This window comes from Halorhabdus sp. BNX81 (assembly GCF_029229925.1).
Taxonomy (GTDB): Archaea; Halobacteriota; Halobacteria; order Halobacteriales; family Haloarculaceae; genus Halorhabdus.
Window position 1 is genome coordinate 1,328,487 of sequence record NZ_CP107254.1, and the last position, 15,212, is coordinate 1,343,698.

Annotated in this window: 23 protein-coding genes; 14 read left to right on the top strand and 9 right to left on the bottom strand. The window is 62.6% G+C overall.

Features of this window, described 5'->3' with window-relative positions; translation table 11 throughout:
* Positions 1 to 105: 105 nt before the first annotated feature.
* The 4 genes from HBNXHr_RS06660 (at position 106) to HBNXHr_RS06675 (ending at position 2,469) form a co-directional block, all read left to right on the top strand.
* A complete protein-coding gene (locus tag HBNXHr_RS06660; RefSeq protein WP_275883624.1) occupies positions 106 to 972 on the top strand; it encodes a hypothetical protein in 867 nt (288 codons plus the stop codon).
* Between the two features lie 53 nt (positions 973 to 1,025).
* Complete coding sequence (locus HBNXHr_RS06665; RefSeq protein WP_275740631.1) at positions 1,026 to 1,346, top strand: transcription factor S; 321 nt, start codon at positions 1,026 to 1,028, stop codon at positions 1,344 to 1,346.
* 3 nt (positions 1,347 to 1,349) lie between these two features.
* Positions 1,350 to 2,018, top strand: coding sequence for a hypothetical protein (locus tag HBNXHr_RS06670; RefSeq protein WP_275883625.1), 669 nt, complete (start codon positions 1,350 to 1,352; stop codon positions 2,016 to 2,018).
* Positions 2,019 to 2,085: 67 nt separating this feature from the next.
* On the top strand, positions 2,086 to 2,469 hold the full coding sequence (locus HBNXHr_RS06675; protein WP_275883626.1) for a type IV pilin N-terminal domain-containing protein: 384 nt from the start codon (positions 2,086 to 2,088) through the stop codon (positions 2,467 to 2,469).
* Positions 2,470 to 2,510: 41 nt separating this feature from the next.
* Here HBNXHr_RS06675 and HBNXHr_RS06680 read toward each other — a convergent pair whose 3' ends face one another.
* From HBNXHr_RS06680 to HBNXHr_RS06690, 3 genes are all read right to left on the bottom strand, one after another.
* Positions 2,511 to 3,242 (bottom strand): methyltransferase domain-containing protein, encoded by a 732-nt coding sequence (locus HBNXHr_RS06680; RefSeq protein WP_275883627.1) that lies wholly within the window; start codon positions 3,240 to 3,242, stop codon positions 2,511 to 2,513.
* Positions 3,239 to 3,625, bottom strand: a complete 387-nt coding sequence (locus HBNXHr_RS06685) for a nascent polypeptide-associated complex protein (protein WP_275740640.1) — start codon at positions 3,623 to 3,625, stop codon at positions 3,239 to 3,241. The genes HBNXHr_RS06680 and HBNXHr_RS06685 overlap by 4 nt, the downstream gene beginning before the upstream one ends.
* A 71-nt stretch (positions 3,626 to 3,696) precedes the next feature.
* Positions 3,697 to 4,158 (bottom strand): PUA domain-containing protein, encoded by a 462-nt coding sequence (locus HBNXHr_RS06690; protein WP_275883628.1) that lies wholly within the window; start codon positions 4,156 to 4,158, stop codon positions 3,697 to 3,699.
* A gap of 151 nt (positions 4,159 to 4,309) precedes the next feature.
* Between HBNXHr_RS06690 and HBNXHr_RS06695 the strand changes: the two genes are divergently transcribed.
* Positions 4,310 to 4,489 (top strand): hypothetical protein, encoded by a 180-nt coding sequence (locus HBNXHr_RS06695; RefSeq protein WP_275883629.1) that lies wholly within the window; start codon positions 4,310 to 4,312, stop codon positions 4,487 to 4,489.
* 2 nt (positions 4,490 to 4,491) lie between these two features.
* On the opposite strand, the gene HBNXHr_RS06700 is transcribed toward HBNXHr_RS06695, so the two are convergent.
* Positions 4,492 to 4,989 carry an NYN domain-containing protein gene (locus HBNXHr_RS06700; protein WP_275740646.1) on the bottom strand — a complete coding sequence of 166 codons (498 nt, stop codon included), beginning with the start codon at positions 4,987 to 4,989 and terminating at the stop codon, positions 4,492 to 4,494.
* A gap of 307 nt (positions 4,990 to 5,296) precedes the next feature.
* Here HBNXHr_RS06700 and serB point away from each other — a divergent pair, with 307 nt between their 5' ends.
* The 3 genes from serB to HBNXHr_RS06715 all read left to right on the top strand — a co-directional run bounded on the left by serB (position 5,297) and on the right by HBNXHr_RS06715 (position 7,811).
* A complete protein-coding gene (serB, locus tag HBNXHr_RS06705; protein ID WP_275883630.1) occupies positions 5,297 to 5,929 on the top strand; it encodes a phosphoserine phosphatase SerB in 633 nt (210 codons plus the stop codon).
* 74 nt (positions 5,930 to 6,003) lie between these two features.
* Positions 6,004 to 7,026 carry an alpha/beta hydrolase gene (locus HBNXHr_RS06710; protein WP_275883631.1) on the top strand — a complete coding sequence of 341 codons (1,023 nt, stop codon included), beginning with the start codon at positions 6,004 to 6,006 and terminating at the stop codon, positions 7,024 to 7,026.
* 74 nt (positions 7,027 to 7,100) lie between these two features.
* Positions 7,101 to 7,811: a hypothetical protein gene (locus HBNXHr_RS06715; RefSeq protein WP_275740652.1), complete on the top strand. Its 711-nt coding sequence runs from the start codon at positions 7,101 to 7,103 to the stop codon at positions 7,809 to 7,811.
* A 44-nt stretch (positions 7,812 to 7,855) separates the two neighbouring features.
* Here HBNXHr_RS06715 and HBNXHr_RS06720 read toward each other — a convergent pair whose 3' ends face one another.
* The 4 genes from HBNXHr_RS06720 to HBNXHr_RS06735 form a co-directional block, all read right to left on the bottom strand.
* Positions 7,856 to 9,052 (bottom strand): acetylxylan esterase, encoded by a 1,197-nt coding sequence (locus HBNXHr_RS06720; RefSeq protein WP_275883632.1) that lies wholly within the window; start codon positions 9,050 to 9,052, stop codon positions 7,856 to 7,858.
* 30 nt (positions 9,053 to 9,082) lie between these two features.
* Positions 9,083 to 9,697 (bottom strand): class I SAM-dependent methyltransferase, encoded by a 615-nt coding sequence (locus tag HBNXHr_RS06725; protein WP_275740656.1) that lies wholly within the window; start codon positions 9,695 to 9,697, stop codon positions 9,083 to 9,085.
* A 176-nt stretch (positions 9,698 to 9,873) separates the two neighbouring features.
* Positions 9,874 to 10,404: a hypothetical protein gene (locus HBNXHr_RS06730; RefSeq protein WP_275883633.1), complete on the bottom strand. Its 531-nt coding sequence runs from the start codon at positions 10,402 to 10,404 to the stop codon at positions 9,874 to 9,876.
* Positions 10,397 to 10,996 carry a hypothetical protein gene (locus HBNXHr_RS06735; RefSeq protein WP_275740660.1) on the bottom strand — a complete coding sequence of 200 codons (600 nt, stop codon included), beginning with the start codon at positions 10,994 to 10,996 and terminating at the stop codon, positions 10,397 to 10,399. Before HBNXHr_RS06735 ends, HBNXHr_RS06730 begins: the two co-directional genes overlap by 8 nt.
* Positions 10,997 to 11,421: 425 nt before the next feature.
* On the opposite strand from HBNXHr_RS06735, the gene HBNXHr_RS06740 reads away from it, so the two are divergent.
* The 6 genes from HBNXHr_RS06740 to HBNXHr_RS06765 all read left to right on the top strand — a co-directional run bounded on the left by HBNXHr_RS06740 (position 11,422) and on the right by HBNXHr_RS06765 (position 14,414).
* Positions 11,422 to 12,057 (top strand): hypothetical protein, encoded by a 636-nt coding sequence (locus HBNXHr_RS06740; protein WP_275883634.1) that lies wholly within the window; start codon positions 11,422 to 11,424, stop codon positions 12,055 to 12,057.
* A 60-nt stretch (positions 12,058 to 12,117) separates the two neighbouring features.
* Positions 12,118 to 12,675 carry a DUF1102 domain-containing protein gene (locus HBNXHr_RS06745; protein ID WP_275740664.1) on the top strand — a complete coding sequence of 186 codons (558 nt, stop codon included), beginning with the start codon at positions 12,118 to 12,120 and terminating at the stop codon, positions 12,673 to 12,675.
* 1 nt (position 12,676) lies between these two features.
* Positions 12,677 to 12,814, top strand: coding sequence for a hypothetical protein (locus HBNXHr_RS06750; protein WP_275740666.1), 138 nt, complete (start codon positions 12,677 to 12,679; stop codon positions 12,812 to 12,814).
* A 277-nt stretch (positions 12,815 to 13,091) separates the two neighbouring features.
* Positions 13,092 to 13,370 carry a ubiquitin-like small modifier protein 1 gene (locus HBNXHr_RS06755; RefSeq protein WP_275740668.1) on the top strand — a complete coding sequence of 93 codons (279 nt, stop codon included), beginning with the start codon at positions 13,092 to 13,094 and terminating at the stop codon, positions 13,368 to 13,370.
* Between the two features lie 74 nt (positions 13,371 to 13,444).
* Positions 13,445 to 13,930 (top strand): cyclic pyranopterin monophosphate synthase MoaC, encoded by a 486-nt coding sequence (gene moaC / locus HBNXHr_RS06760; RefSeq protein WP_275740670.1) that lies wholly within the window; start codon positions 13,445 to 13,447, stop codon positions 13,928 to 13,930.
* 151 nt (positions 13,931 to 14,081) lie between these two features.
* Positions 14,082 to 14,414, top strand: a complete 333-nt coding sequence (locus tag HBNXHr_RS06765) for a hypothetical protein (protein ID WP_275883635.1) — start codon at positions 14,082 to 14,084, stop codon at positions 14,412 to 14,414.
* 19 nt (positions 14,415 to 14,433) lie between these two features.
* Here the strand turns inward: HBNXHr_RS06765 and HBNXHr_RS06770 are convergent, their stop codons facing one another.
* Positions 14,434 to 15,120 (bottom strand): helix-turn-helix domain-containing protein, encoded by a 687-nt coding sequence (locus HBNXHr_RS06770; protein WP_275883636.1) that lies wholly within the window; start codon positions 15,118 to 15,120, stop codon positions 14,434 to 14,436.
* Between the last annotated feature and the right edge of the window lie 92 nt (positions 15,121 to 15,212).

A 15,212-nucleotide genomic window follows, 5' to 3' on the forward strand; every position in this document is an offset into this window, starting at 1 on the left:
GGAACTGACACCGATCGGCGGCGCTGTCTTTCCCACGTCACCGGCGCTGACTGCAAGACATGTGTCTGACGCACTGTTTTGTAGGACAACGTGGTACCATCCGACATGACCAGTTTGACGGATGTCTACCAGCGGCGGATCGGCGCGGTTGCGAGCCGTCGCCAGGTGCTTGCCGGGTTGACGCTGTTTGCGGCTGGGTTGGGACTGGTAGCCGTCGGTGTCGTCCTCGCGACGACGGGACTCAGAACGACACTGGGACTCGGCGTCTACGACGCACGTGAGTGGGCCGGCATTTTTGCCGGCCTGGGACTTCCGGCGACGTTCGTCGGGTTGTTCGTCGTGCTCCCGACGAGTCGACTTACACGGGCGACGATCGCGATCGGGTCGAGTCTCACGGTCTTCGCGGTCGCGCTGTTCACCCATGCCTACCCGATGCAGTGGCCGGGTGCGCCGGCCGCAAACCCGGCACTGGCGCTGACGACGCTCGCGCTTTACTTCATCGGCGCGATTACGACGGGCTGGTGTCTGTTCGTTGCGATCGCGACGTTCAAAACCCGCAAGTCGCCGGGTGGTGCGGCCGAAATGCGAATCACGGAGGAGGGAACGGTCAGACTCGTCGAGCAAGCCGGAACGAACATGCCTGCTGTTGGTGGTGTCGGTATGTTCGGGACCGATCCCGACGGCGACGTTCCGACCCAGACAGGGACCGCCTCGACGGAAAGTACGTCCGCGCGACAGGCTGCAAGTGATGGCGGTTCGACGACGATCGACGCATCCGCGGACGATAGCGAGTTCATCGAGTCGGCGTCGGTCCGTGGGCAGCCGGACCGATACTGTGGGAACTGCGAGCAGTTCAACTACGTGCGTACCGACGACGGCCTCGAACCGTACTGTAGTCATCATGGTCGCTATCTCGACGATATGGACGCCTGTGACGCCTGGGCGTCCAACAGCCGCGATGAGTTGCGTTGAGCGCGTGAGCGGAAACCCGGGGGCTTAAGTTCCTCAACTGGCATATCGCGGGTATGGAATTCTGCGACGAGTGTGGTTCGATGATGAAGACGGAAGGTGAGAAGTGGGTCTGTGGAAGCTGTGGGGCAGAAACGCCACGCGAAGCGGCTACCGAGAACGCCATGGTCACGACGGAAGGCCAACAGGAGGGCGAAATCGTCGACCTCAGCGACAGTGAAGCGGATGCCCGCCCGACGACTGAGATCCAGTGTGTGGAATGTGACAACGACCGTGCGTACTGGGAACTCAAACAGATCCGGGCCGCCGACGAGTCCGAGACGCGGTTTTTCACCTGCACCGAATGCGGACACAAGTGGCGCGAAGACGATCATTGAACCGTGACTGCTGAGATGGGTCCGGACGACGACGGATCGGAGTCGGATAGCGACGACGGCACCGACCACTCCGAAGACGCGAACTATCCGGCCGTCCCGACGGACGTACTCGAATCGGGTGGCTGGAGTCTCCGGGACACCCGCGTCGAGGTCAGGGCACGTGTCGCCGGTGTCGTTGCTCGCGCCCACGAGCGACGCTACGAGGACGATCGGCTTCGAGAACGGATTCGATCGGCCGGTGGGCCGGACCACCTCTGGCGGCTGTTCTACGCGACGCGACTGACCTTTTCCCCGTCGTTGCCGCCCGGGATCGGCCCGGCGATGGCACTCCCGAAAGTGCGAAGCGCCGCCCGCGAGGAGTTCGCCGAGCAACTCCGCGACGAGGGTCTCGTCGACGTCGAAGCCGGCGAGGACGACCGGATCGAGGTTGCGTCGGGAACGCGGGCCAAACGCATTCGTTTCGAGGCGGCGCTCCCGGTCGAGACGGCGGCGGGCGAAATCGAGGTCCCCATGGAGGGGTGGATCGCCATCTGGCACGACGGGGCGATGTTACTCGCCGGCGGATTGCATCCGACGGACCTGGATGACGTGCTTGCGGGGACAGAGATCAGTTTCGATCCAGCGACGAGCCGGGACGAACTTCGGACGCTGATTCGGCAAGTCTCCGTCTAGGTGTGTCACAGCGTCACCACGGAGAGTCGACAATACTAATAGTTCTGCTGTCAATACTGTTCGACAGATGCACTCGAAGGTACCACAGCCGTCGGCGAACCGTGGGGTGATTTCGATTCTCGCACTCTTGATGCTGTTCGGGAGTGCGATCCTGGGTACGTTCGTCCTCGGATTGGGTCCCGAGGAGCCAACCGCACCGAATGCACAACTGGATTTCGAGGCGGACGACGCTGGGGCGGTGACAATTAGCCACGAGGGCGGGGACATGCTCCTGCAGTCCGAAATCGAAATTCAAAGCCCCGGGAGCGTCAGTGAGTGGCCCGGTCGGGAGATCACCGCCGGCGACGAGATCACGGTCTCCGGCCTCGAAAGTGGTGATACAATCGCGGTCATCTGGAACTCCCCGGACGGCGATATGTCCGCGATCATCGCGACGTACACGGTTTCCTGATCGGAGCGTTCAGACAGACAACAGCGAGCAGCCATATGAACCTACACCAACCGTGCGAAGGTCAGATAGCCGGTATGGCCCACGCCGGCAGTCGAGGGGCGTGACCCCCGGTCGTCGAAGTCCATCTCCCGCTGGATCGTCTCGAAGGTCTCGATCTCCGAGAGGCCGACCGCTCGGGCCGTCTCGACGACTTCCTTCGAGCTTTCGACGAACGGCGAGTAGACGGCGACGAACCCGCCATCGGCCAGCAAGTCGGGCGCGTGGCCGACCAGATCCGGCGCGTCGGCCGTGTCGAGTGTGAGGACGTCGAACGGCGCGTCGTCGGCGAGTTCGTCGAGGGTTTCGGTCGCATCGCCGGTCCGAACGTCGACGGCGTCCTCGACACCAGCAAGGACCATGTTCTCCCGAGCGACATCGGCGAAGTCCTCGCGCTGCTCGTAGGTCACGACCGACGCGCCAACCCGGCCCAGATACCCGGCGAGGACACCGGTTCCGGTCCCCACGTCCAGCACGCGGTCACCACCCGCGACGCCGGTGTGGCCGACGATCAACCCAACGTCGCGGGGCATCATCGGCGCGCCGGTGCGCTCGAAGTGCTCGAAGAGGTCCGGGCCCCGAAGCGCGCGGACGTCGAACTCGGTCCCCAGGTGCGTTTCGAGCGTCTCACCGGGTGCAGCATCTTCGGGGACTTCGAGGATGCCCAGATCAGTCTCTAAGGTCTCCCCATGAGCGACGAGGTACTCCCGCCCCTCGCCGACGAGAAGAACGCTCACTCGAGGCTGGCGATCGCTGTCGCGAGGTCGCCCTCGGCCTCCTGTAGGGCCTCGCGGGCTGTCTCTTCGCTGACCCCTGCTCGCTGGACGACGATGTCGACGTCCTCCTGCGGGATCGCATCCGCTGTGTCCTCGCTGTCGGAACTACTTGCAGCGTCATCGCCATCACCGCGCTCGCGGGATTCGGGCGAGCCGACGATCTGATAGGTCTGTTGGCCCTGGGCGTCCATGCGCTGGACCTCGGCGTCGTCGAAGACCAGTTCCTCGTCGGGCGTCTTGATCACGACCTCTTCGGCGTCGATATCTTCGAGGTCGATCCCCATCTGTTCCATCATCTGCTTCATCTTGCGCGGGTTGAGACCCCCGCCGCCTCCGCCAAACATATCCCCGAATCCGGGACGGGCAATAAAAAGCCTGGCGACGTGCCCTCGGAAGTTCGGTTCGCGTCGGCGACCTACTCCCCAGCCCCGTCCCGGACCGAGACCGCGACGCCACTCGCGAGGTCGGCCATCGCCGCTGCCGGGAGTTCCGCGCGGCCGACGCCAAGCAGAGTATCGTCCGCACGGACGACCAGAACCTCGTCGTCCGATCGAATCGACGTGTCAACCTCGGTGACGAACTTCGCGAAGGCGTTGCGTCCGTCCCGAACGAACGGATCGCTCTCATCGCCGACGTAGACTCGACCACTCGGCGCGTCTAACGCCGTTTTGAGTCGCCGTCCGCCGGCGAACCCGAGCGTGAACCGGCCGTCGAGCCCCAGTGAGACCAACCGCCCGTCCGGGGCGTGGATCTGGCGTGGCCGACCTGATTTCGATCGGGTAACCGTTAGATCCGACGTGTCTCCGAAGAGCGCATCGCTGGCCCCGGCACCGAATTGATAGTCCGCGATCCGTTCGAGACGCGTCCACTCGTCCATCGCTTCCGGCTTGCACTCGGGAACGCATAATCTCTGCCATCCGAGGACGCGGGACGCCTTCGCGTACAGGACCCACACTGCCCGCGGGCGAGACGGCAAACGACCACGGGTACTGGTCGATTTATGGCCGCCGCCGGCAAAGGTTCGTTCAATGACGACAACTTCGATGCGGACGCGTGGCGGGTTCGCGCTACTCGTGGTATCGGCGGCGATCATTCTTGGCATCGGGTTCACCGACCTGATCCCTGCGTTCGTCGCTGCCATCGCCGCGATCGGGTTGGCAGCCGGAACGTTGCTGGTCGGCACCGCCGGCGAGGGGGATCCGGTCTAGCGTTACAGCAAGAAACGGTCGGTATCCTCGCTCAGATCGGTGTAGTCCTCGGCCACGTCGAGCAGTTCCTCCGACGTGGATTCGCCGAAACTCAGTACTTCGACGCGGACACCCTCGTGTCTGACGTGCGTGACAAGCCGGGCGAAGTCGCCGTCGCCGGTACACAGCGCGATCGTGTCCACGTGAGGGGCCAGCGTCACGGCGTCGAGGCTCATCCCCACGTCCCAGTCGGCCTTCTTCGAGCCGTCGGCGAACGTCTTGATGTCCTTTTCTTTGGTCTCGAAGCCGATGTCCGTCAGGGCGTCGAAAAACCGTTCCTCGTCGTCGGCGTCCGCCCGGATGACGTACGCGATCGCCCGCGTCAGCTGTCGGTCCCGGACGGCCGCATCGAGGAGTTCCTCGTAGTCGATGTTCTGTTGATAGAGGCTTTGTGCCGTGTGGTAGAGGTTCTGAGAGTCGGCCAGGACCGCGACCCGCTGGCCCGGATGTACGTCGGTCATACCGAACGATCCTCCCGGCGCGTCCAAAGTACTTGCGACCGGACGCGCGACCGCTCCGGAAGCCTCGGCACCGTCGGCGCTCTCCGCGAGTACACCGTCCGGAGAATACGATACCGCTCTCCGTGAGCGCTCTCTGGCGTCGCGACGCTCACCGGCTTCCTCACGTATCGTCAGGGCCATGAAGCGCTTCGACCGCCCTGGTGGTTGCTCGGGCGTTCAGCGTGTCAGTCTGGTTCCTGCGTTCAGACAGTGATAGTCGTGAGTCCGAACCGGGACCTTTGAAAACGGGCCTCGCCAATCAGTGAGTATGATCGTTGCCTTCGACTTCGACGGAACGCTGTCCGAAGACGAGATGACGACCTTCCTCGCCGAGCAGTGTGGCGTCACCGAGCGCATGGACGAGATCACCCAGCGGGCCATGCGCGGCGAGATCGAGTACGCCGAGAGTCTCCGGGAACGCTGTGCACTGCTTGAGGGACTCGACGATGACCGAGTACAGGAGGCCTTCGAGCAAGTCCACCTTCGTCCGGGAGCGGCGGACGTGATCGATGCACTCCAGAAGGCCGGTGTCACGGTCGCGATCTTCACGGGCGGGTTCGAACGCGGCGTGGACGCCGCCCTGGCACATGCTGACGTCAGCGTCGACACGATCGTCTCGAACCGACTGCCGGTCGCGGACGGGCAACTGACCGGCGAAGTCGAAGGACCGCTGATCGAAGGGACGAAAGACGACGCACTCGAAGACTTTCGGGCTGATCGAGGCGTCTCGATGGACCGGACAGTCGCCGTCGGCGACGGCGCGAACGACCTGCCGATGCTCGAAGTCGCGGGCCTGGCCGTCGGATTCGATCCGAAGCCCGCCGTCGAACCCGCCTGTGACATCGTCGTCGAGTCGATGGCCGAACTCCGGGACGTCCTCGAAGCCGAAGGCGTGTTGTAAGTCTCCGCGACCCGCCAGCACGACCGCCCGAAACCCCGAACTACAAGGTTCGGGTGGTCGAATTTCGGTCACGAATGTCCCGATCCGACAGCGATCCGGCGGACGAACGGACGTCCGGAGATGTCGACGCGGTCGAATCCTACGAGGGCGTCACCTACGCGGAACGCGACGCGGGGGAAATGAAACTCGACCTCTTCGTCCCCGAAACCGACGCCCCGCCGCTGGTCGTCTACGTCCACGGCGGCGGGTGGGCCTACGCGACGCGTGCGAACACTCCTGATCTGGAGCGATACGCAGCCGAGTGGGGGTTTGCCTTCGCGAGTGTGAGCTACCGGTTGGCCCCGATTCCGGACGACTCGCCGTTCGATCCCGCCCCCGATAACCCGACGCCACGGGGCATCTTCCCGGCCCAGATCCTCGACGTGAAGGCTGCCATCAGGTGGTTGCGCGCCAACGCCGAGGCGTACGGGTTCGATGCCGACGACGTGGGGGTCTGGGGAGCGTCTGCTGGCGGTCACCTGGCGGCTCTCGCCGGGACGCTCGAAGACGTTTCAGCTCTCGCTAGCGACGTCTACCCTGCCGAGACCGTCGAAAAGCGCGTGGCACCTGACCACTCCGGGCGCGTCCAGGCCGTCGTCGACTGGTACGGTGTCAGCGACCTCCGCGAACTCGACGGTGCTGGCCTCGAATCGCTCCTGCTGGGCGGCCCCGTGTCCGATAACCCCGAGAAAGCGCGGCTAGGGAGTCCGATTTCCCACGTCTCGGCGACGACACCACCGTTTCTCGTGATGCACGGCCGGGCCGACGAGGTGGTCCCGGTCGCCCAGACCGAACTGCTCGCCGAAGCTCTCGCCGACGCCCACGTCGACGCGACCGTGTACGCACTCCAGGATCTGGGTCACGTCTTCGGCGCTGACAGCGAGCGCTCGGCGATGGAGCGACTCACGGGATCGCCACGGCCCGCACAATCGGTGACGGCGACCGCCCACTTCCCGGAAGGTGAATCGGGTGGTGGGCTCGCAGGTGTTCCGCCCGCCGATCCTGCTGCGATCGAGCGGTTCCTGGACCGAACGATCAGGACCGAAAATCCGGAATAGTGGGACTTCTCACCCGTTTCTGACAGCCTGACTTGTAAAGCCTTAATATCTACCGCTCTGCACAACCTGCCCGCATGCTATCCAATACTGCGTTCGAGCGTGTCGAGACGGTACCGCTTTTCGTCGACCAGTTCGTCGCCTCCTGGGAGTCCGCGATCGAGTCGATCATCGCGGAACTCCCCGGGATCGTCGGTGCGATACTCATTCTGGTCATCGGAGTGCTGTTGGGACGAGCGCTCGGCAGAGTGGCCGAACGACTCGGTCGTCGGGCCGGGCTGACGGAACTGTTCGCCGACTCGGCGATCGAACCACTCTTCGGCGAAGACGGTACCATGGCAGGTGCAGTCGGCGTCGTCGTGCAGTACTATGTGATCGTCTTCGCCGCGTTCATCGCGGTCCGGTACGTCGGCTTTGCGATCCTCGAGGAGTGGCTCCGGGCACTGGTCGAGTACCTCCCGCGGGCGCTCGCCGGCGTCGGTATCCTCTTGGTCGGGATCGTCGTCGCGGAGTACGCTGCGACCCAGACGGCCGAATCCGAGGCAGTCCGGGGAAGCGAGTACGGCGCGTGGGTGACCGCCGCTGTCAGGGCCCTCCTGTATTTCTTCGTCGCGGTCATCGGGCTGGATATGCTCCGGATTAACCTCGATATCGTCTATCTCACTGTTGAAGGGCTGACCTCGGCGATCGGCCTCGGGATCACGGCCGCGATCGCGCTCGCTGTCGGCGTCGCCGTCGGCTACGCCGCCAAAGAATACGCCGAGGAGCGGCCGGGAAGCGACGGATAACCGGTTTGGCTACTCTTTCGGTCGGCTGTGGATACCTGTGTGGGCTATCCGAGGTGGAGGTCGGCAAAATCGAGGATTGCGTCCCAGTACCCCTGGTTCAGGGTGTGTTCCGTCTCACGGCGATACTGCGCCAGCGTGCCGACCGTTCCCGCCGTCACCTTGTCGTCGCCGTACAGTAATCCGTCGCCGACGAGGCCGTCTTCCCCCAGGAGGTCGTAGACGGGATCGGCCGCCCGAATCGAGTCGAGCGCGCGGCCGGGGTTCGTCCAGTAGTCCCGGGTACCTTCGGTGTCGAGTAACGGCCTCGGGGCGACTAGAGCCACCAGCAGGTGTTGATCGACCGGGAGTCGCTCCGGTCGACCGCCGAACGCGGGAAACAGGTCGTTAAACCAGTGCGGGAAGGCTTCCGTGATCGTCGCGATCGTTTCCTGGTCGTTGTCCCGGGCGGGCGTGACGCCGCCAGTCCCCGACTGGTGTGGGACCACCAGATCGATGCGTTCGTCGAACGCCCCCGCGAGGAGCGCGGCCTTGCCGAGCCGGGAATGGCCGATGACGGCGATCCCGTCGTCACGAACCCGGGGGTTCTCCAGCAGGGCGTCGACGCCCCGTCGGAGGCCCCACGCCCATGCAGCGATCGTGCCCCATCGTGTCGGTGCCGGTCCGGGCAGGTCGGCATAGTACGGCTGGATGCCTTCGGTCGGGTCGTCACGATCCGGATCAATATCAGCCGGGTGGAACGTGGCGAGGCCGTAGCCCCGCTCGATCAACTGTTCGACACACCAGTACTCGCTTGCCACACCACGGTCCTCAACGCCGAATTCGACGGCTGACTCGGTGATCGTTACCGCCGGATCGTCGATCATCGCGTGATTGCCGCCGTTGTTCAGACCCAGAAACACCGGAACCGAATCTCGATCGGCCGGGGTAAACACGGCCAACTCGATCGTCGGTGCGTCGGCCGGGAGGCCGGTGAAACAAATCGTGCGTTCTTCGAGGATCGCCTGTCCGTCGAGCACCGCCGTCGACGGTTCCGTCTCGATCTCGATTGGCGGCGCGTCGGGGGCGTACCCGTAGACGTAGTGCTCGAACGCCTGCCGGATCTCCGGGCGACGGCGCGCGTCCCATTCACCGGCCGTTTCGACGGCCGTCCCGTCGAGGGCGACCAGTGGATCCGGAAGCGCCGACCGGGCGGGAATCGCCGATGGAGTCGGAAAATCAGCGTGGGCAGTCGTCTGGTCCATGCCGGCCGGGCGAACGCGGAGCGTGTAAAACTATTCCTCGATCCGGAACGTCCGACGAGTGTCCCGTTCGCCGACGACTGCGTCGACCTCGACGAGACCCCGATCGGTGAAAATACGCTTCCAGTCGCGATGATAGAGCGGGATATCCTCGGAGACGTAGGTCACGTCGTGCTCGTCAGTTCCGTCGCGGTCCCCTTCGTTTTCGACAGTGATGAGGAGGTCGTCGGTGATTCTGACCAGTTCGTCAAACACCCACGCCGATTCCGGGTGGATGTGCTGGAGCGTCTCGACGGCGAAGACGGCGTCGAATCGCCCGTCTGTCATGTCACCGATCACTGCTTCGATCATATCGTGGTGAAACGTTCCCCGCGTCGCGAGTTCGGGATACGTCTCCCTCATTACGTCGAACGCGTCGTCGTTGACCTCGATGCCAGTCAGATCGGTGTATCCGTGTTCCAGCAAATGCGCGAGATGACGGCCCGAGCTACACCCGAGTTCGAGGATTGATGGGTCCGGCCCGAGGTACTGATCGAGAGTCTTCCGAATCGCCTCGCTCGTCTCGTTCGGGCCGTAGTACGCGTAATATTCGGGGGAGTACTCGCCGGACCGGTCGGCCCACTCACGACGAACGATGTCTGGATCCACACCTCTATCTCGTGACCGGAACGTAAAGACCTACGGAACGACCGGTCGGCCGTTTCTCCTGGGCGGACGTTCCATGCCGTCGACGAGCGATAGCGGACCGTCGATCCGGACGGCCCAGCCCGGAACGGCGGCCCGGCCTGATTCCCTGTTGTGAACCCCATCGAGCCGGTCCTGTTTTAAGCGTTCTGTACGGTCTGATTTGCGGTTTCCGTGTCGGTGGGTGGCTCTCCGGGCCCGGGACACACCACTGAATACGTCACTGTGCGTGACGCCGATGTCTCCATCGATACGCTCTCGCCGTCGGCCCGAACCTCGAAGCTAACAGTGGCGGTGTGGGTCTCGTTCCGTCTCCCGGTACACGTCAACGACATCGGAACGGTGAATCGGTCACCGACAGTCAGCAGCTGCCCGTCAATCGACGGGACATCGACCGACAGGCCCCGACCGGCATGGGCAACTGCGGTAAGACTGATCTCGACGGGCTGTACGAACCGATTCTCCACGTTCACAAGCGTCTCTTCGGTATTCGGATCGACGGAAATCGTGCGGTCCGGATACGACAAGGCGAGATATGCATCCTCGTCGCCGACGACGTCAACGCTTACCGTCCGGTCAGCCGTCGTGGCCTCGTACCCAAGTGTGCTGGCAGAGAAGTACAGCCCCGCGATCACTGCGATTCCAGCGATCAGCCAGCGTGAATCACTCATTGGCCACCTCCGGCGGTGCGCTGTTCACCCCGAGTCGCATTCGTCGTGACAGATGAAAGTGGGCGCTTGATGAGACGAGAAACACCACGATAAGGAACGCTGTCCAGGCCACGGATGGAACCGTGGCGAACGGGCCGATGCCGAGCCACGATAACGCGATCACGACGCTACCGAGGACGCTTACGCTGAGATAGTAGGCGCTCCAGGGCAGCTCGTACCTGTCGACGAGTTCAAGGTAAATGTCCAGGCGCTGTGCAGCATCCGTCAGTGAGATATCACCCGTCCGTCGATCAAACTCGACCACACCCTTTTCGTCGAGTTTTGGCAGGTGAAACTGCTGTAACGATGTGTAGACGCTCTTTCGCTCCGATGACGTGACTTCGTTAGTCGTTCCGTGCTCCCAAGCTGCCACCTGTTCGGCGACATCGCTTAACGTCGCGTCCTCCCCGTTCTGTTTGAGGTAGTGCAACGTATAGCGCCGCCGTCGGTTGCTAAGTACCTCGAAGGCTTCGTCGCGGGTAAATTCCGCGGCGTCTTCGTTAGTCGGTCCGATACTCGGTCCTGCCGTCTGTCTGTCCCCCGGTTTTGACATAGCGTTCCCACCCCCATCGATGTGATTCGCCTGCGATACAGGTCGACACTGTTTTGGTCAATATATAAAACTTAGTGATGGATTAATCGTTATCCGGTACTGCAGCAGCATACCCGCTTTGGGGATCGATGTTGGAGCGGCTGTGGTACAATCCGGAGTAACAGGGCTCGAACCGCCGTCTCGTCGCCATCAATCGACCATTTCGATCCGCCGGCAACGCTTCAACGGGCGGTTGTCAGCCACAGGTAGCCATTGACCGAGTGGCCTTCAGTTCAATTCATCGTAGAACATTCTCGAACGGTCGTTGTCAAACCTTCAACTGGCTTGATACAATGTGGGTGGGGCCACTATGCGAGAGCAAGCACGCTCACCATGACGGTTTGTCGTGTATCGCCTGGGGGTGGGCGTGTGGAGGGAGAAAAACCATGGAACGACGAAAGTTTCTGATCGGAATGGGATCGCTCGCCGCCGGTTCGGCGGCTGCAATGGGGACGAGTGCGTTCACCAGCACATCCGCGAACCGACAGCTCTCCGTACAGGTGGCCAACGACGCGGCCGCGTACATGGGGTTGTCGGCCGTCGACGGGTCGCCGAACTCGGCGTACGTGAGCCAGGATGGATCGAACGGTGAACTCGCGATCGAGGTCGCCGATACGAGTGCAGGCGGCAGTGGGGTGAACCTCAACTCGCACACGCGCATTGATGATCTGTTCGAAGTCACGAATCAGGGCACTCAGCCTGTGTACGTGTTCGTCCGACTGACTGGCAATGGGTCGAAGACGAACGCGTACTTCTACGACTCCGATAACCCGAAGATGGCGCTCTCGCCGGATTACGGGAAACCCGGAGCGTACGCGGATCAGGGAGACGCCGACTCGCTCGGACCGAACCCCAAGGACATCAAACGGTCCGCGGCCAAACTCGAACCGGGGGAATCGATGGCCGTCGGGCTGGACGTCGAAGCGCTGGATACCGGGACGAAATTCGCCGCCGCGGGCGGGCTGCAGGTCAATGCCGTCGCCGAGAAGGACGCCGTCCCGGGACAAACGTATGATCCCTGAGGCGGTGTCCGACACGGAGTGTACTGATCAGCAATCGAAGACAACCATAGATACCAACGGATGAAACGACGAAACCTACTCTCAGCACTCGGCGCGCTCGCCGCCGGTGGGGCTGTGGCAACCGGCACGGGGGCGTTCACCGCGACCACCGCGGATCGGCAGTTCTCGGTCTCCGTCGCGGGGGATTCGAACGCCTTCCTCGGTCTCAGCCCGACGTCCGGGCCCAACGGTGCGTATGCGGACGGAGCGGACGACGGCGAGCTCGAGTTGGACTTCACCGAGGACAACGAGAACATCGGCAGTGGAATCGCGGGGGGAAACGGCATCAATTCGAACTCGATCACCCACTTCGACGACGTCTTCGAGGTCCAAAACCAGGGCACTCAGGAGGTCATCGTGTCGGTAACGCCGATCGGCTTCTTCGAAGCCGACAACGGCAACGCGATGTTCGTCCTGCTGGTGCCACCGGTTTGGGCATTCAACAAGTGGAATCTCACGAAAATGAAACTCGACGTTGGGGAGACTGCGAAGTTCGGTGTCATCGCTGCCAGTTCCAGTGAGTTCCCGCCGGGTCTCGCCATGAACGACGAGCTGACAATCACCGCGGAGGCACTCTGACATGACGGACGAACTATCCGTAGAGGCGTACTTCAGGGCGTCAGAACAGTACGATGCGGAAGACGTGACCGAGATCCCGGAGGATGTCCGTGAAGACATAAACGCAACACTGCGAGCGCTTGAGTCGAACGAAAACTGACGGATGGCAGTGCAAGTCGGGTATGCGGCCCGGCTCCACTGTTCGATCGATGGTGGGGCTGTCGTAGTTGGCGAAGGGATGATGAACCCGTTCGTCTTGGGGGCCAGCCGAACCGTCGCTCAGTTGGGGGACTGAGTAATCGGCTACAGTGGCCCGAACGAGCGGATTTTTGCCTCCAGATAGAGTGACTGTAACAGACGTCTAGTTGTGGCTTTCGGCTGCGTGTACGCTCGAATCGCCGGAACGTTCATTTCTCCCGGTGGTCTTACGGTCGGATATGCAGGTGTCTTGGAAGTTGTTCGCGACGCTGCGGGAGGCTGCTGGGGAATCCGAGATTGAGATTGAGATTGCCGACAGCGCGACGGTCGCCGACGCACTCGAGGTGCTTCTCGCCAAGCATCCCGTTGTCGAGACCGAAGCGGTCGATGGCGATGAACTCTATTCCCATATTAGCGTCGTCCACGATGGGGTCCGCGTCGAGGAGCCACTGACATCAGACCGAGAGGTCTCCGTAAACGACGAACTCGCGCTGTTGCCCCCGCTAAGCGGCGGATGAGGACGGGAGCATCGCCGGGCGGCAATCAATGTGGCTCCGGAACCTACAATATTCCAGCGACCGATTCGTGCAGCATGACCGAAGCGTTCACGCACGTCGACGATGGAGCCGCCGATATGGTGGACGTCGGCGACAAACCCGCTTCCAAGCGTCGGGCGGTCGCTGAAGGCGAGATCGCACTGACCCCTTCGACTATCGAAGCGATCCGTGCGGACGAGATCGGCAAGGGGAACGTCCTCGCGACCGCACGCGTCGGGGCGATCCAGGCCGTCAAGCACACCTGGGAGACAATCCCGCTGTGCCACCAGATTCCGATCACGAACGTGACAACGGACTTCACTGTCGGCGAGGACGCGGTACAACTCCGGGTAACTGTCGAGACGATCGGGCAGACTGGGTGTGAGATGGAGGCCCTAGAGGGCGTCACCACGGGTCTGAACGTCGTCTGGGACATGGTCAAGGCCGCTGAAAAGGACGACGACGGATCCTATCCTGAGACGGCGATCCGAGACGTAACTGTTGTCGAAAAGACAGTCCAACAAGCAAGTGAGTCAGAGTAACCAGTATTGGGGTTGATCGCTGCGCCAGGATGGCAGATTCCTTGTGAGGTCACCAGCGCGTCGAGAACTGTCCCTGTCCGAGGCGACAGTCCACGATGTGGCGAAGATGTTCGCTGCAAGGTCTTTCACGATGAGTCCCGTGGCTTCGTCCATGTCGGGAGCGACGGGAGATGATACAGCGGTCGATCCGGACGTGATTGCCCGCCGGGTTCGTGATCGTGCCGAGCAGACGAAACGCCGAGAAGTTGCCGTCGCGACCGCAAAACTCGACGGACGCTATCACGAAGAACTGGAAGCGCTCAGTGAGCAATTAACCGGCCGGCTTCTCGCGGGGCCGCTGGCCGCACTCGAAGTGGCCGCCGAACGTGACGACCAGGCACTCGCAGGGGACGTAGCGACGTTGTTCGGTGTCGACCGCTGTGCGGAAACAATGGAGGCGACTGGTGACGACATCCAAAAGCGGGTCACATCACTCGAGCATTAAGTATCGCAGTGTCGCGTGGTTATTGTCCGTGACTTGATTGGATGGTCGTGTCGGACTGGTTATTTGACCCGTCCAGGAACCCTTCCAGGAGATTGCGTTGGGCGGCCGCCAGATGTTCGGTGAACGTCGGCGTCGCGACGTCAAGTTCCGTTGCGACCGCTTCAGCAGTGGCGTTCCGTGGATATTCGAAGTAACCCATTTCGTGTGCAGTCTCTAAGACTTCCCGTTGGCGGGCCGTCAATTCGCCAGGATCAGTGACCCACAGCGGCCCCGATTCGCTCTCCGGCGGGGCTCGGACGAGTGTTCCCACCTGGACGCCATCACGGGATTCTCGAAGTGTTGAGACAATGGCTCTGATGCCATCGAGATCGGCGGCAAGGACGGTCACGAACAGCGTTCCGTCGACGACTTGTACGTCTCGAACGGTACAGCCTTCTCGCTCGATACATTCACAAGCACAGCCCTGGCCATGGGATCGCGCCAGCCGATAGATCGTCCGGCGATCATCCTGAAAGATCGCTGTGGCGTCACCCAGCGTGTCCGGACAATCGCCCTCGCGGACAGTGAACTCGTCGTGGACCCGCCCATCCTCGTCCGGGACGGCGCTCCGTGACACCGATGCCACTGGTCCACAGTCCCGGGACACAGCCGCGACGTCACACTGGGGTGGTTCCTCGATGACGAGTTTCGCCCGAATACCCTCCATTGGTGTACATACGGGCGGTGGATCCGTAACCTGTTTGGGCCGAACTGGTTCGGCTCTGCTCCCGCAGAGAGACTTAAAGGTCGTCCCGAATA

What these genes read in the sequence shown, in the direction of transcription:
- HBNXHr_RS06660 (WP_275883624.1), top strand. Translation starts at nt 106, where the DNA reads ATGACCAGTTTGACGGATGTCTACCAGCGGCGGATCGGCGCGGTTGCG.
- HBNXHr_RS06665 (WP_275740631.1), top strand. Translation starts at nt 1,026, where the DNA reads ATGGAATTCTGCGACGAGTGTGGTTCGATGATGAAGACGGAAGGTGAG.
- HBNXHr_RS06675 (WP_275883626.1), top strand. Translation starts at nt 2,086, where the DNA reads ATGCACTCGAAGGTACCACAGCCGTCGGCGAACCGTGGGGTGATTTCG.
- HBNXHr_RS06685 (WP_275740640.1), bottom strand. Translation starts at nt 3,625, where the DNA reads ATGTTTGGCGGAGGCGGCGGGGGTCTCAACCCGCGCAAGATGAAGCAG.
- HBNXHr_RS06690 (WP_275883628.1), bottom strand. Translation starts at nt 4,158, where the DNA reads ATGGACGAGTGGACGCGTCTCGAACGGATCGCGGACTATCAATTCGGT.
- HBNXHr_RS06695 (WP_275883629.1), top strand. Translation starts at nt 4,310, where the DNA reads ATGACGACAACTTCGATGCGGACGCGTGGCGGGTTCGCGCTACTCGTG.
- HBNXHr_RS06700 (WP_275740646.1), bottom strand. Translation starts at nt 4,989, where the DNA reads ATGACCGACGTACATCCGGGCCAGCGGGTCGCGGTCCTGGCCGACTCT.
- serB (WP_275883630.1), top strand. Translation starts at nt 5,297, where the DNA reads ATGATCGTTGCCTTCGACTTCGACGGAACGCTGTCCGAAGACGAGATG.
- HBNXHr_RS06710 (WP_275883631.1), top strand. Translation starts at nt 6,004, where the DNA reads ATGTCCCGATCCGACAGCGATCCGGCGGACGAACGGACGTCCGGAGAT.
- HBNXHr_RS06715 (WP_275740652.1), top strand. Translation starts at nt 7,101, where the DNA reads ATGCTATCCAATACTGCGTTCGAGCGTGTCGAGACGGTACCGCTTTTC.
- HBNXHr_RS06720 (WP_275883632.1), bottom strand. Translation starts at nt 9,052, where the DNA reads ATGGACCAGACGACTGCCCACGCTGATTTTCCGACTCCATCGGCGATT.
- HBNXHr_RS06730 (WP_275883633.1), bottom strand. Translation starts at nt 10,404, where the DNA reads ATGAGTGATTCACGCTGGCTGATCGCTGGAATCGCAGTGATCGCGGGG.
- HBNXHr_RS06735 (WP_275740660.1), bottom strand. Translation starts at nt 10,996, where the DNA reads ATGTCAAAACCGGGGGACAGACAGACGGCAGGACCGAGTATCGGACCG.
- HBNXHr_RS06740 (WP_275883634.1), top strand. Translation starts at nt 11,422, where the DNA reads ATGGAACGACGAAAGTTTCTGATCGGAATGGGATCGCTCGCCGCCGGT.
- HBNXHr_RS06745 (WP_275740664.1), top strand. Translation starts at nt 12,118, where the DNA reads ATGAAACGACGAAACCTACTCTCAGCACTCGGCGCGCTCGCCGCCGGT.
- HBNXHr_RS06750 (WP_275740666.1), top strand. Translation starts at nt 12,677, where the DNA reads ATGACGGACGAACTATCCGTAGAGGCGTACTTCAGGGCGTCAGAACAG.
- HBNXHr_RS06755 (WP_275740668.1), top strand. Translation starts at nt 13,092, where the DNA reads ATGCAGGTGTCTTGGAAGTTGTTCGCGACGCTGCGGGAGGCTGCTGGG.
- moaC (WP_275740670.1), top strand. Translation starts at nt 13,445, where the DNA reads ATGACCGAAGCGTTCACGCACGTCGACGATGGAGCCGCCGATATGGTG.
- HBNXHr_RS06765 (WP_275883635.1), top strand. Translation starts at nt 14,082, where the DNA reads ATGTCGGGAGCGACGGGAGATGATACAGCGGTCGATCCGGACGTGATT.
- HBNXHr_RS06770 (WP_275883636.1), bottom strand. Translation starts at nt 15,120, where the DNA reads ATGGAGGGTATTCGGGCGAAACTCGTCATCGAGGAACCACCCCAGTGT.